At 58.2% G+C, this 11780-nt stretch carries 12 protein-coding genes, 3 tRNA genes and 1 pseudogene; 9 read left to right on the plus strand and 7 right to left on the minus strand.

The features are described from left to right. The 7 genes from M0746_RS12685 (at window position 1) to M0746_RS12715 (ending at window position 5512) form a co-directional block, all read left to right on the plus strand. Window positions 1-1065 (plus strand): NAD(P)H-dependent flavin oxidoreductase, encoded by a 1065-nt coding sequence (locus M0746_RS12685; protein ID WP_258449420.1) that lies wholly within the window; start codon window positions 1-3, stop codon window positions 1063-1065. Window positions 1066-1193: 128 nt separating this feature from the next. After that, window positions 1194-1961 carry a molybdate ABC transporter substrate-binding protein gene (gene modA, locus M0746_RS12690; protein ID WP_258449421.1) on the plus strand — a complete coding sequence of 256 codons (768 nt, stop codon included), beginning with the start codon at window positions 1194-1196 and terminating at the stop codon, window positions 1959-1961. Further along, entirely contained in the window at window positions 1962-2642 is a 681-nt protein-coding gene (gene modB / locus M0746_RS12695; protein WP_208937621.1) for a molybdate ABC transporter permease subunit, read from the plus strand. A 3-nt stretch (window positions 2643-2645) separates the two neighbouring features. Beyond that, on the plus strand, window positions 2646-3725 hold the full coding sequence (gene modC, locus M0746_RS12700) for a molybdenum ABC transporter ATP-binding protein (protein ID WP_258449422.1): 1080 nt from the start codon (window positions 2646-2648) through the stop codon (window positions 3723-3725). Between the two features lie 69 nt (window positions 3726-3794). Continuing rightward, window positions 3795-4832 carry a DNA topoisomerase IB gene (locus M0746_RS12705; protein WP_258449423.1) on the plus strand — a complete coding sequence of 346 codons (1038 nt, stop codon included), beginning with the start codon at window positions 3795-3797 and terminating at the stop codon, window positions 4830-4832. Window positions 4833-4935: 103 nt separating this feature from the next. Beyond that, the gene (locus M0746_RS12710) at window positions 4936-5160 is read left to right on the plus strand and encodes a hypothetical protein (protein ID WP_258449424.1); all 225 of its coding nucleotides are present in this window, start codon (window positions 4936-4938) and stop codon (window positions 5158-5160) included. Between the two features lie 121 nt (window positions 5161-5281). Further along, window positions 5282-5512, plus strand: a complete 231-nt coding sequence (locus M0746_RS12715) for a hypothetical protein (RefSeq protein ID WP_090283253.1) — start codon at window positions 5282-5284, stop codon at window positions 5510-5512. 291 nt (window positions 5513-5803) lie between these two features. On the opposite strand, the gene M0746_RS12720 is transcribed toward M0746_RS12715, so the two are convergent. The 7 genes and pseudogenes from M0746_RS12720 to M0746_RS12750 all read right to left on the minus strand — a co-directional run bounded on the left by M0746_RS12720 (window position 5804) and on the right by M0746_RS12750 (window position 9970). Beyond that, window positions 5804-5890, minus strand: a tRNA-Leu gene (locus tag M0746_RS12720). Between the two features lie 195 nt (window positions 5891-6085). Continuing rightward, window positions 6086-6159 (minus strand) — tRNA-Cys (locus M0746_RS12725). Between the two features lie 45 nt (window positions 6160-6204). Continuing rightward, window positions 6205-6280: transfer RNA gene (locus tag M0746_RS12730), tRNA-Gly, on the minus strand. Between the two features lie 60 nt (window positions 6281-6340). After that, window positions 6341-6901, minus strand: a complete 561-nt coding sequence (gene pgsA / locus M0746_RS12735) for a CDP-diacylglycerol--glycerol-3-phosphate 3-phosphatidyltransferase (protein ID WP_007950102.1) — start codon at window positions 6899-6901, stop codon at window positions 6341-6343. A 32-nt stretch (window positions 6902-6933) separates the two neighbouring features. After that, a pseudogene (uvrC, locus tag M0746_RS12740) lies at window positions 6934-8756 on the minus strand (excinuclease ABC subunit UvrC). A 1-nt stretch (window position 8757) separates the two neighbouring features. Beyond that, window positions 8758-9399, minus strand: coding sequence for a response regulator transcription factor GacA (gacA, locus tag M0746_RS12745; protein WP_016984198.1), 642 nt, complete (start codon window positions 9397-9399; stop codon window positions 8758-8760). Between the two features lie 127 nt (window positions 9400-9526). Beyond that, complete coding sequence (locus tag M0746_RS12750; protein WP_208937625.1) at window positions 9527-9970, minus strand: GNAT family N-acetyltransferase; 444 nt, start codon at window positions 9968-9970, stop codon at window positions 9527-9529. A gap of 233 nt (window positions 9971-10203) precedes the next feature. On the opposite strand from M0746_RS12750, the gene M0746_RS12755 reads away from it, so the two are divergent. Together M0746_RS12755 and M0746_RS12760 are read left to right on the plus strand one after the other, a co-directional pair. Next, entirely contained in the window at window positions 10204-10332 is a 129-nt protein-coding gene (locus M0746_RS12755; protein ID WP_258449425.1) for a hypothetical protein, read from the plus strand. A gap of 336 nt (window positions 10333-10668) precedes the next feature. Then, complete coding sequence (locus tag M0746_RS12760) at window positions 10669-11745, plus strand: 3-deoxy-7-phosphoheptulonate synthase (protein WP_258449426.1); 1077 nt, start codon at window positions 10669-10671, stop codon at window positions 11743-11745. Window positions 11746-11780: the final 35 nt, after the last annotated feature.

Raw genomic sequence — 11780 nt, forward strand, 5'->3', positions numbered from 1 at the left:
ATGAGCCAATGGCCAGACACTCGCATCATCGATTTGCTCGGCATTGAATTACCCATCATCCAGGGGGCGATGGCCGGCGCGACGAATTCGTCGATGGTGATCGCTGTGTGCAACGCCGGCGGATTGGGCTCAATGCCGGCGGCAATGCTGAGCATCGAGCAACTGCGCGGAGAGCTCAAAACCATTCGCCAGCACACGAGCAAGCCATTCAACGTCAATTTTTTCTGTCATCAGCCGCCGGCGGCCGACGAGCAACGCGCACGCGAATGGAAAAACCTGCTGGAGCCGTACTACCGTGAACTGGGCGCAGACTTTGACGCACCGACGCCAGTGTCCAATCGTGCCCCGTTTGATGCGGCAGCCTGCGAAGTGCTGGAAGAGTTCCGGCCCGAGGTGGTGAGTTTCCATTTCGGCCTGCCAGAAAAATCTCTGCTGGAGCGGGTCAAGGCTACCGGGGCAAAGATCCTCTCTTCGGCCACTACGGTCGATGAAGCTGTCTGGCTGGAGCAGCACGGTTGCGATGCGATCATCGCTATGGGCTATGAGGCTGGCGGCCATCGCGGCATGTTTCTCAGCGATGACTTGAGCAGTCAGGTCGGCACGTTTGCCTTGGTGCCGCAGGTAGTTGACGCGGTGACAGTCCCGGTGATCGCCGCAGGCGCGATTGCCGATGCGCGCGGCGTGGCGGCGGCACTCATGCTTGGCGCCTCGGCCGTACAGGTCGGCACCGCTTATCTGTTTACTCCCGAAGCGAAAATCAGCGCCAGTCATCACAAGGCATTGCGCACCGCCAAGGAAAGTGAAACCGCGATCACCAATCTTTTTACCGGCCGGCCGGCGCGCGGCATTCTCAACCGGGTGATGCGCGAACTCGGCCCGATGTCGGCTCAAGCACCGGCGTTCCCCTTGGCTGGCGGAGCACTGATGCCTTTGCGCGCGGCGAAAGAAGAACAGTTCGCCAACCTCTGGGCCGGGCAGGCGTTCACGCTCGGCAAGGACATGGGCAGTGCTGAACTGACCCGGCAGTTGGCGGAAGGCGCACTGGCGAAACTCACGCGTCGTTGACGAGACACAGAACATTTCCTGTTTGGCTCGATTTCGCTATATATTTCCGTATATAGCGAAACCACAGTCGCCGCGCGGCAGTTCTCAATAAGAGCTGCGAGCGTACGGGCCAACAACGGAGCTGTTACATGACCATTCGTGTCTCACGTTTTTCCACCGCCTGCCTGGCGTCTCTCATCGCAGTGTTCACCAGCAGTGGTGCTTTGGCTGATGAGGTCCAGGTGGCCGTAGCCGCGAACTTCACCGCGCCGATCCAGGCCATCGCCGCCGACTTCGAAAAAGACACCGGCCATAACCTGGTTGCAGCCTACGGCGCCACCGGCCAGTTCTATACGCAAATCAAGAACGGCGCGCCGTTCGAAGTGTTCCTTGCCGCCGACGACACCACACCAGAAAAACTCGAAAAGGAAGGCGACACCGTCAAGGGCTCCCGCTTCACTTATGCAGTAGGCACTTTGGCGCTGTGGTCGGCAAAAGAAGGTTACGTCGATGGAAAAGGCGAGGTCCTCCTGAAAAACCAGTACCAACATCTGTCCATCGCCAATCCGAAAGCGGCGCCCTACGGACTGGCGGCTACGCAAGTACTGGCAAAACTCAAACTGACCGAGGCCACCCAAGCCAAACTGGTTGAGGGACAAAACATCACCCAGGCTTATCAATTTGTCTCGACGGGCAATGCCGAACTGGGTTTTGTGGCCCTGTCGCAGATTTACAAGGACGGTAAAGTCAGCAGCGGTTCGGCGTGGGTCGTGCCTGCCGACATGCACGATCCGATCAAACAGGACGCGGTGATTCTGAACAAAGGCAAAGACGATCCTGCCGCCAAGGCACTGGTCGAATACCTCAAAGGCCCGAAAGCCGCTGCGGTGATCAAGTCCTACGGTTATCAGCTGTAAATGGCGCTGACCAGTGCCGATTTCGCAGCGATCTGGCTGACCCTGAAACTGGCGTCAGTGACCACGGCGATCCTGTTGGTGATCGGCACACCGATTGCGCTGTGGTTGTCGCGCACCCGCTCCTGGTTGCGCGGCCCGATCGGGGCGATCGTCGCCCTGCCCCTGGTCCTGCCGCCCACCGTGATTGGTTTTTATCTGTTGCTGATGATGGGTCCGAACGGTTTTCTTGGCCAATTCACCCAATGGCTGGGCCTGGGCACGCTGACTTTCAGCTTCACGGGACTGGTGATCGGTTCAGTGATCTATTCCATGCCGTTCGTGGTGCAACCGCTGCAAAACGCCTTTTCGGCCATTGGCCAACGTCCACTCGAAGTCGCCGCTACCCTTCGCGCCGGTCCATGGGATACGTTTTTCAGCGTGACGATGCCATTGGCTCGACCCGGTTTTATCACTGCGGCGATTCTCGGCTTTGCGCATACCGTCGGTGAGTTCGGTGTGGTGCTGATGATCGGCGGCAATATTCCGGACAAGACCCGCGTGGTTTCGGTGCAGATCTACGATCACGTCGAAGCACTGGAATATGCGCAGGCCCACTGGCTGGCCGGTGCGATGCTGATATTTTCGTTTGTGGTGTTGCTGGCGCTGTACTCCAGCCGCAAGACCCGCGCAGGCTGGAGCTGAGCCATGCTTGAAGCACGTTTGAAAACCGTCTGGCCGGGCTTCCGCCTCGATGTCGACTTGCATCTGCCGGGCCGCGGAGTCACCGCACTCTACGGACCCTCCGGCTCAGGCAAGACCAGCTGTTTGCGCTGCATCGCCGGGCTTGAGCGGGCCGCGCAAGGCTTCGTTCAGGTCAATGGCGAAGTCTGGCAGGACAGCCAGAACGGCATTTTCGTCCCGCCGCACAAGCGCGCGCTCGGTTATGTATTTCAGGAAGCGAGCCTGTTCGCGCATCTGTCAGTCATGGCCAATTTGCAATTCGGGTTCAAACGTATCGCCAAGGCACAGCGTCGGGTCGACATGGCGCAAGCCACTGAATTGCTGGGCATCGGCCATTTGCTGGAACGCCATCCAGAGCATTTGTCCGGCGGCGAGCGACAGCGCGTCGGTATCGCCCGCGCTTTGCTCACCAGCCCAAAACTGTTGCTGATGGACGAACCGCTGGCCGCACTCGACAGCCAGCGCAAAAACGAAATCGTGCCTTACCTGCAGCGCCTGCACGATGAACTGGACATTCCCGTGCTGTACGTCAGCCATGCGCAGGATGAAGTTGCGCGGCTGGCCGACCATCTTGTCCTGCTCAGTGAAGGCAAGGTGCTGGCCAGTGGCCCGATCGGCGAAACCCTCGCACGGCTGGACCTACCGATGGCGCTGGGCGATGACGCTGGAGTGATCATTGAAGGACAGGTCTGCGCTTACGATGCGCAGTATCAGTTGCTGAGCCTGCAACTGCCTGCCACTGACATGAGCGTGCGCGTGACACATGCGCCTATGGACATCGGCCAGACGCTGCGCTGCAAAGTCCACGCACGCGACATCAGCCTGGCCCTGCATGACAGCGAAGCCAGCAGCATCCTCAATCGGCTGCCCGTCACGGTGGTCGGCGAGCAAGCAGCCGACAACGCCGCGCACGTACTGATTCGTCTCGATGCGGGCGGCACGCCGCTGCTGGCACGCATCACCCGCTACTCCAAAGACCAATTGGGCGTACATCCCGGCCAGCGGTTGTGGGCGCAGATCAAAGCAGTCGCAGTCCTGGCGTAAATCATTCGGCACGACGGCAACGGCCTGCGGTCAATGGTTTTACAGACCAACGCCCTCAAGGTAATTGCCATGCCCGACACCGAGCTGACCGCTTCATTGCCATCCGACCTGCATTACGTCGATGACACCCAGCCCGGTATCACTCGCAAGAAGCTGCGGGGCAAGTTCTGCTACTTCGACCCCTCCGGCCAGCGCATCACCGATGCGGATGAAATCAAACGGATCAACGCCCTCGCCGTGCCGCCGGCCTACACTGACGTGTGGATTTGCCCTGACCCTTGCGGTCATCTGCAAGCCACAGGCCGCGATGCCCGCGGTCGCAAGCAGTATCGTTATCATCCGCGCTGGCGTGAGGTGCGCGATGCCGACAAGTATTCGCGTTTGCGCGATTTTGGTCTGGCACTGCCAAGACTGCGCAAGCAACTGGAAGCGCTGCTGGCGGCGCCCGGCTTCAGCCGTGACAAGGTCATGGCCACGGTCATTACCCTGCTCGACGCCACGCTGATACGAGTTGGCAATACCCAGTATGCCCGCGACAACCGCTCTTACGGCTTGACCACCCTGCGCAGCCGTCACGTCGAGGTCAACGGCAGTGCAATCCTGTTCCAGTTTCGCGGCAAAAGCGGCATCGAACACCAGATCACCGTCAAGGATCGGCGGCTGGCGCGCATCATCAAGCGCTGCCTGGAGATTCCCGGGCAAAATCTGTTTCAGTATCTGGACGAAAATGGCCAGCGCCACTCCGTCAGTTCTTCGGACGTCAACGCCTATCTGAAGACCCTCACTGGCGCCGATTTCACCGCCAAGGATTACCGTACCTGGGCCGGCAGCGCCCTGGCCCTGTCGACATTGCGCGAGCTGCAATGGGAGTCCGAAGCCGAGGCAAAACGGCACGTAGTGGATATGGTGAAAAGCGTCGCCAAGCAGTTGGGCAATACCCCGGCGGTATGCCGCAAGTGCTACATCCACCCCGGTGTCGTTGAAAAGTTCATGCTTGGCGCCCTTGCCGAGCTGCCGAAACCGCGCGTACGCAAGGGCCTGCGGGCTGAGGAAGTGGCGCTGGCGATGTTTCTCGAACAAATGATTGAGGTGGCGGACGCCAGTTGATGCGTGGTTTGAGGTGGCAAGCGACGCGCTAAATTGTCTATTTTTTGCGCAATCGCAACAGGCTTCTATAGTTGTTGGGATACGAACCCGTTGCGGTGGCGCCATGGAAGACATTTTTGTCGTGCAGCGTTGCAACAAGATCATCATTCACGGCCGCCGCGCCGGAGATAGCCAGCAACCACCCGCTCAAGCGCAAAGCTGGTTTCGGATCCGCGACACACGCACTGGCGGCTTCATCGGTGATGGCTACGACCAAGAGCACGATGCACAGCGCGAATGCAGCCGACTCAATGCAGTCAGCGCCCCGTCAGTTGCTCGCCAGCCCTGAGGCTGATATCGATCAAAAGCGGGTCTATACTCAAACCTGCTGAGGGAGCAGCACCCATGGCTGGAGGCTCGCAAGCGCGAGCTTTTTGCTGCCATTCAGCTAGATAGAACGGAGGTGTTCCATGTCCGAAAAAGAGTCCATCACCACCCTCCTCACCCTGCTCGACGCTCGCCAGGCCCGGCTCGCCGCCGCCTGCAAGGAAATCGCCGACTGGGTCGATCACCAAGGCGGCCATCCCACCGCCCTGCGCATCCGCGACCGGCTTAACGACATCGAAAAGGATGCTCCGCTGATTCGCAACACACTATCGGCGCTGAAACCGATCGATCGGCCGTTGCCTCGGTTCAGATGACAGCGCCTGAACAAGCGGACGTGAAGGTTGCCTTACCAGCGGTGGCGCTTTAGTCACCGCGTGCTTGTGCGCGGGCTGCGCTTATCCTCCGGCCTCGATCAACGCTTTCTGCTCTCATGCAAACAGCACGTTACGCCTGGATCTGCCAGCGCCCATCGACATTTCGTTAGCACACCGCACGCATAGACACGCCCTACAGCCAAAGCGGCTGGCGTCTTCCTGCGGGTGACGAAAAATGCCGAAAACAAAAAGGGCCTGCATGAGATATCTCATGCAGGCCCTTCATATTCATGGTGCCCGAAGCCGGAATCGAACCGGCACGCCCTTACGAGCGGGGGATTTTAAGTCCCATGCGTCTACCAGTTTCGCCATTCGGGCGGTAGCGCGGTATTGCTGTAGTCTGCATCAGCGTCGCAACCTTGACAGGATGCAGCCCTTGAAGCAGTGCGGGAAATATATACATCACTTCCCATTGAAGCAAGTTTGCAATGGCTGGATTTCAAGACTGAATCTTGCAGCGCAGCTCAAATAAAAAAGCTCCGTAAATCATGGATCTACGGAGCTTGATTAAAGTGGAGGCCGAGGTCGGAATCGAACCGGCGTAGGTGGATTTGCAATCCACTGCATAACCATTTTGCTACTCGGCCTCAAAGCATTTGTTGTCAGTAGCAGAACAACAAACACGTAAAACTTGGAGCGGGAAACGAGACTCGAACTCGCGACCCCGACCTTGGCAAGGTCGTGCTCTACCAACTGAGCTATTCCCGCTTGGTGATGCGCATTCTATAGAATTAAGAAGGTCCGTCAACCCCTTGATTCAAAAAACTTTTATTTCTTTTCCACATCGGTCTTCAGATGCGGCCAGGCGGCGCGAAGGTATTGAACCATCGACCATAACGTCAGGCCTGCCGATACCATCAGCAAGGCGTAACCCAATATGACCCAGAAGCTGAAGTCCTTCGGATTGGCCAGCAGAATCACCAATGCGAGCATCTGTGCGGCGGTTTTCCATTTACCCAGGTTGGACACTGCAACATGGGCACGGGCACCGAGTTCGGCCATCCATTCGCGCAATGCTGATACGACGATTTCGCGACCGATGATGACTGCCGCCGGCAACGTAAGCCAGAGATTGCCGTGCTCCTGGACCAGCAGTACCAGCGCAACGGCGACCATGAGTTTGTCGGCCACCGGATCGAGAAACGCGCCGAACGGCGTGCTCTGCTCAAGGCGACGGGCCAGATAACCGTCCAGCCAGTCGGTCGCCGCCGCAAAAGCAAAAACCGAGGCAGAGGCCATGTAACTCCACTGATAAGGCAGGTAGAACAACAAAATGAAGATCGGAATGAGCAGGACGCGTAGAACGGTAATCAGATTAGGGATATTCATCGGCACAACTGGCTACGAGGTGAGGGGGCATTCTACTCGCTATGCAGGTTCGCATAAATCGACTCTGCGAGCTTTTTACTGATCCCCGGGGCTTTGGCGATCTCTTCGATGCTTGCACGAGACAGCTCCTGCAATCCACCAAAATGTTTCAACAAGTCGCGACGGCGGGTCGGACCAACGCCGGCGACACCTTCAAGCGTAGACGTACGGCGGGTTTTGCCACGGCGCGCACGGTGCCCGGTGATTGCAAAACGGTGTGCCTCGTCGCGAATCTGCTGGATCAGGTGCAGCGCCGGGGAGTCACCACGCAATGTGAACTCATGGGCCGCATCATTCAGATACAACGTTTCGAAGCCGGCCTTGCGGGTTGCACCCTTGGCTACGCCGAGCAGGATCAGATCCGGCACGGCCAGCTCATTGAGCACATCGCGAGCCATCGAAAGCTGGCCCTTGCCACCGTCCACCAGAAGAATGTCCGGCAACTTGCCCTCGCCTTCCTTGATTTTACTGAAGCGCCGCGTCAGCGCCTGATGCATGGCGGCGTAGTCGTCCCCCGCCGTTACACCTTCGATGTTGTAGCGTCGATAATCCGATTTGATCGCGCCTTCGGGGCCGAACACCACGCAGGAAGCCACCGTCGCCTCACCGCTGGAATGACTGATGTCGTAGCACTCCAGACGTTGCGGCGGTTCATCCAGATTCAGCACTTCAGCCAATGCCTCGAAACGCGCCGCGGTGTGCTGACGGTTGGCCAGACGCGCGGCCAACGCCTGTTCAGCATTGGTCACGGCTAGTTGCTGCCAGCGCGCACGGGTACCGCGCACGCGATGACTGATTGCCATCTCGCGACCGCGCAATTCTTGAATGGCCTCGATCAGTGCCGGGAAATCTTCGTGCACCACGTTGACGATCAGCTCACTCGGTAAATCGCGCTCCGGACTGCTGATGAAGTACTGACCCAGAAACGCTGCCATGACTTCCGACACGTCTTCTTCGATGCCGACCTGCGGGAAGAAATTCTTGCTGCCCAGCACGCGTCCGCCGCGGACGCTGATCAGATGCACACAGGCACCGCCCGGGTTGACGAATGCCGCAATGACATCAATGTCGCCCGTGCCACCCTCCATGCTTTGCTGATCCTGGACCCGCCTCAGCAGTGCGATCTGATCACGCAGTTCGGCGGCTCGCTCGAACTCCAGGTTGATTGCCGCTTCTTCCATGGCCGTGGACAACTCGTTGGTCAACGCATGACTACGCCCTTCAAGAAACATCACCGAGTGACGCACGTCCTCGGCATACACCTCTGGCTCGACCAGGCCAACGCAAGGCGCCTTGCAGCGTTTGATCTGATATTGCAGGCATGGCCGCGCACGGTTCTTGTAGTAGCTGTCTTCGCACTGGCGAACGAAAAAGGTTTTTTGCAGCAGGCTCAGGCTCTCGCGGATCGCGCCGGCGCTCGGATAGGGCCCGAAGTACTTGCCCTTGGCTTTTTTGCTCCGCGATGAATGCTCAGGCGCGGGAATTGTCCGTCGGATAGAAAAACGTACGGATAGGATTTGTCGTCGCGCAACAGAATGTTGTACGGCGGACGCCATTCCTTGATCAGCGTCTGTTCAAGTAACAGCGCTTCAGTCTCATTCGCCGTGATGGTCGTCTCGACCTGCGCAATCCGTCCGACCAGTGCCGCGGTTTTAGGCGCCAGGCCAGTTTTACGAAAGTAACTGGCCAGACGTTTTTTCAGGTTCTTGGCTTTGCCGACGTATAAAAGCCGCGCTTCACTATCAAACATCCGATAGACGCCCGGGCGTCCACTGACGGTTGACAGGAAAGCACTGGGATCGAATGTTTCAGTCATATCAGAGGCTGGCATCAACCATGCCGTGACGCACCGCCAACAGCGTCAACTCGACGTCGCTGCTGATCGAAAGCTTCTCGAAAATACGGTAGCGGTAGGTGTTCACGGTTTTCGGCGAAAGGCACAGCTTATCGGAAATGATCTGCACCTTCTGACAGCCGACAATCATCAACGCGATCTGGATTTCCCGCTCGGACAGCGCATCGAAGGGCGAATCGTTGGACGGCTGAAACGATTTGATCGCCAGTTGCTGCGCAATTTGCGGACTGATGTAACGCTGTCCGGCAAATACCAGGCGAATGGCCTGAACCATTTCCGGCAATCCGGCGCCCTTGGTCAGATACCCCGCGGCGCCGGCCTGTAACAGACGTGTCGGGAAAGGATCCTCTTCACAGACCGTTACCGCGACCACTTTGATGTCCGGATGGCTGCGCAGCAGTTTGCGCGTGGCTTCAAGGCCACCGATACCGGGCATTTTCACGTCCATCAGGACCACATCGGGCTTCAACTCTCGAGCCTTGATCAGGGATTCTTCACCTGATTCGGCCTGGCCGACCACCTGCAAGCCGTCGATATCGGCCAGCATGCGGGTAATGCCTGTACGGACAAGATCATGGTCGTCGACCACCAGCACCCTAATCAAGCAGACACCTCGCGATATGGTCATATTGGAATGCGGGACACCTTAGCAAAAAGTGCCCCACAGACCTAGCGCAAAGGCGCATTTAAAAAGTTTCAATACATCATTGAGGGCTTGCCGGCTGCGGGTTTCAGAGCACATGTGTGCTGATATCGAGCTGCATGCGCAGAAAACACATGTCCTTGCCCTGGACCTGCAGGCCTTTTCTTTCATACAGATTTCTTGCCGGATTATCTTCGAAGACGGTCAGCCGTATAGCCTGACGACGCTCTCGCTGCGCCATGCTGACAACCTGATCGACCGCCCATGACCCTGCACCCTGCCGATGAAACGCTTCAGCCACCTGTAACTCGCGGATATAAATTGCACGCATGTCCCGGCTTAGACTGAGATACCCGACGGCCACGTTTTCGCTCAATACCAGCCAGTTCTGACGATCCGACCAAGCTTCATCGAATGCGTGATCCTGCCATGGCAGCTCATGCTTGATGTAGTAACGCAGCATGTTCCGGCAGGTCAGCTCGCGGGCAAATGCCAGATCCTCGATGCTGGCGAAACGCAGTTCAAAGCTCATCCGGCCTCTCCGAAAACACTTCACTCGGGCAATTGGCAATGTTCAGCACCTCGATCAGTGCTTCAACGCGCACAGCTGTCGGCATGATCCATCCTTGATAACAGCGAGATAACAAGTTTCACGGCTATCAAGGCGTTCAGCAATAGGCGTTATGTTGACACGGCGATAGCATTTTCTGATTGCTGCCGCGTGTCGGGGTCGAGTAAGCTCGGCTCACTCAACGGAGACAAACCATGTTCAACATCCTTCAACAGCTCGATACCGCCAGCGCCCAGCGCTCGGTTGCGGCTGCCTGGGTGAATGACATTTGCGCTCCGGTCAGCTTTTATTTTGGGTATTGGTTTAGCCACTGGCGCGCCTGATACCCAAACGGCGCCCATAAAAACGGGTCGCCAACCAGAGATTTCTCAACCCCCGGTCGGCTCCCCGACCGGGGGTTTTGTTTTTTCAGGCCTCACACATTCCAGCCACACCACCAAGCATTCGAGGATTCACCCCATGAACTACGCCACTTATTACCGTCACGACAGCTTCAGCGCCTGGCGATTTACCAGCTTCCGCTCGGGACAGCCTGCCGCCTCCGATCGGTCACCCACAGGTGGCAAGCACACACACGTAGCCAGTCCGGCCAATTGTCGAACACCCCAGTAGGGTCGAGCGAGCGGTAATAAACCGCCGCCAGCCCAGGAAGACCGAATATGAACTCGTCCGTTTCCGCTTTACCGCTGTCCACTCTGAACCCTGCCAACGAAACGCTGACGTTGCGTCTGCCCAGCTCGTTGCAACTCAAACAGCAATTACCGCTCAGCAACGCCTTGAGCCAGCAAGTCGCCGCCCAACGTCAGGCGGTGCGCGCCATCCTCGACGGTCAGGACCAGCGCCTGCTGGTAATCGTCGGCCCCTGCTCCATCCACGATCCGCAATCCGCGCTTGAATACGCTGGCAAACTCGCCCGACTGGCGGAACAAGTCAGCGGTGAAATGCTTTTGGTGATGCGCGCCTATGTGGAAAAACCACGTACCACGGTTGGCTGGAAAGGCCTGGCCTACGATCCGCATCTGGATGGCAGCGATGACATGGCCGCCGGTCTTGCACTGTCACGCGAATTGATGCTGGAAATCATTCGGCTCGGCTTGCCTGTGGCTACAGAATTGCTACAACCGATGGCAGCCGGCTACTTTGATGATCTGCTGAGCTGGGTAGCGATTGGCGCGCGCACCACGGAGTCGCAGATTCACCGCGAGATGGCCAGCGGCTTGAGCATGCCGGTAGGCTTCAAGAATGGCACCGATGGCAGCGCCGCCATTGCGGTAGACGCCATGCGTTCGGCAGCACACCCGCATCGGCACTTCGGCGTGGACAGCCAAGGGCACCCGGCCATCATTCAAACGCCCGGCAACCCTGACACCCATCTGGTGCTGCGCGGTGGCCACAAGGGCCCGAACCATGATCGCGAGAGTGTGGCGAAAATTCACGCTGATTTGAGCAGGCTTAACATCCCGAGCCGGATCATGGTCGACTGCAGCCACGCCAACAGCGGAAAAGATCCTTTGCGTCAGCCAGAAGTTTTCAACGAAGTGCTTGAGCAACGCCTGCAGGGTGACCGCGCGATGATCGGCATGATGCTCGAATCCCACCTGTTCGAGGGCTGCCAGCCACTGAGCGGATCCTTGCGCTATGGGGTATCGATCACCGATGGCTGCCTCGGTTTCGGTGCGACGGAGCGCTTGCTGCTCGACGCTGCAACGCGTCTTGCCGCACACGCGAGCGTCTGAAAGTCAAGCCCAGCCCGGGCTTCTTGGAAGCCGGG

This window comes from Pseudomonas sp. S11P7, from assembly GCF_023195435.1.
Taxonomy (GTDB): domain Bacteria; phylum Pseudomonadota; class Gammaproteobacteria; order Pseudomonadales; family Pseudomonadaceae; genus Aquipseudomonas; species Aquipseudomonas fluorescens_G.

Bases quoted from the DNA above. Each gene is read 5' to 3' on its own strand.
- M0746_RS12685 (WP_258449420.1), top strand. From the start codon at position 1: ATGAGCCAATGGCCAGACACTCGCATCATCGATTTGCTCGGCATTGAA.
- modA (WP_258449421.1), top strand. From the start codon at position 1,194: ATGACCATTCGTGTCTCACGTTTTTCCACCGCCTGCCTGGCGTCTCTC.
- modB (WP_208937621.1), top strand. From the start codon at position 1,962: ATGGCGCTGACCAGTGCCGATTTCGCAGCGATCTGGCTGACCCTGAAA.
- modC (WP_258449422.1), top strand. From the start codon at position 2,646: ATGCTTGAAGCACGTTTGAAAACCGTCTGGCCGGGCTTCCGCCTCGAT.
- M0746_RS12705 (WP_258449423.1), top strand. From the start codon at position 3,795: ATGCCCGACACCGAGCTGACCGCTTCATTGCCATCCGACCTGCATTAC.
- M0746_RS12710 (WP_258449424.1), top strand. From the start codon at position 4,936: ATGGAAGACATTTTTGTCGTGCAGCGTTGCAACAAGATCATCATTCAC.
- M0746_RS12715 (WP_090283253.1), top strand. From the start codon at position 5,282: ATGTCCGAAAAAGAGTCCATCACCACCCTCCTCACCCTGCTCGACGCT.
- pgsA (WP_007950102.1), bottom strand. From the start codon at position 6,901: ATGAATATCCCTAATCTGATTACCGTTCTACGCGTCCTGCTCATTCCG.
- M0746_RS12750 (WP_208937625.1), bottom strand. From the start codon at position 9,970: ATGAGCTTTGAACTGCGTTTCGCCAGCATCGAGGATCTGGCATTTGCC.
- M0746_RS12755 (WP_258449425.1), top strand. From the start codon at position 10,204: ATGTTCAACATCCTTCAACAGCTCGATACCGCCAGCGCCCAGCGCTCG.
- M0746_RS12760 (WP_258449426.1), top strand. From the start codon at position 10,669: ATGAACTCGTCCGTTTCCGCTTTACCGCTGTCCACTCTGAACCCTGCC.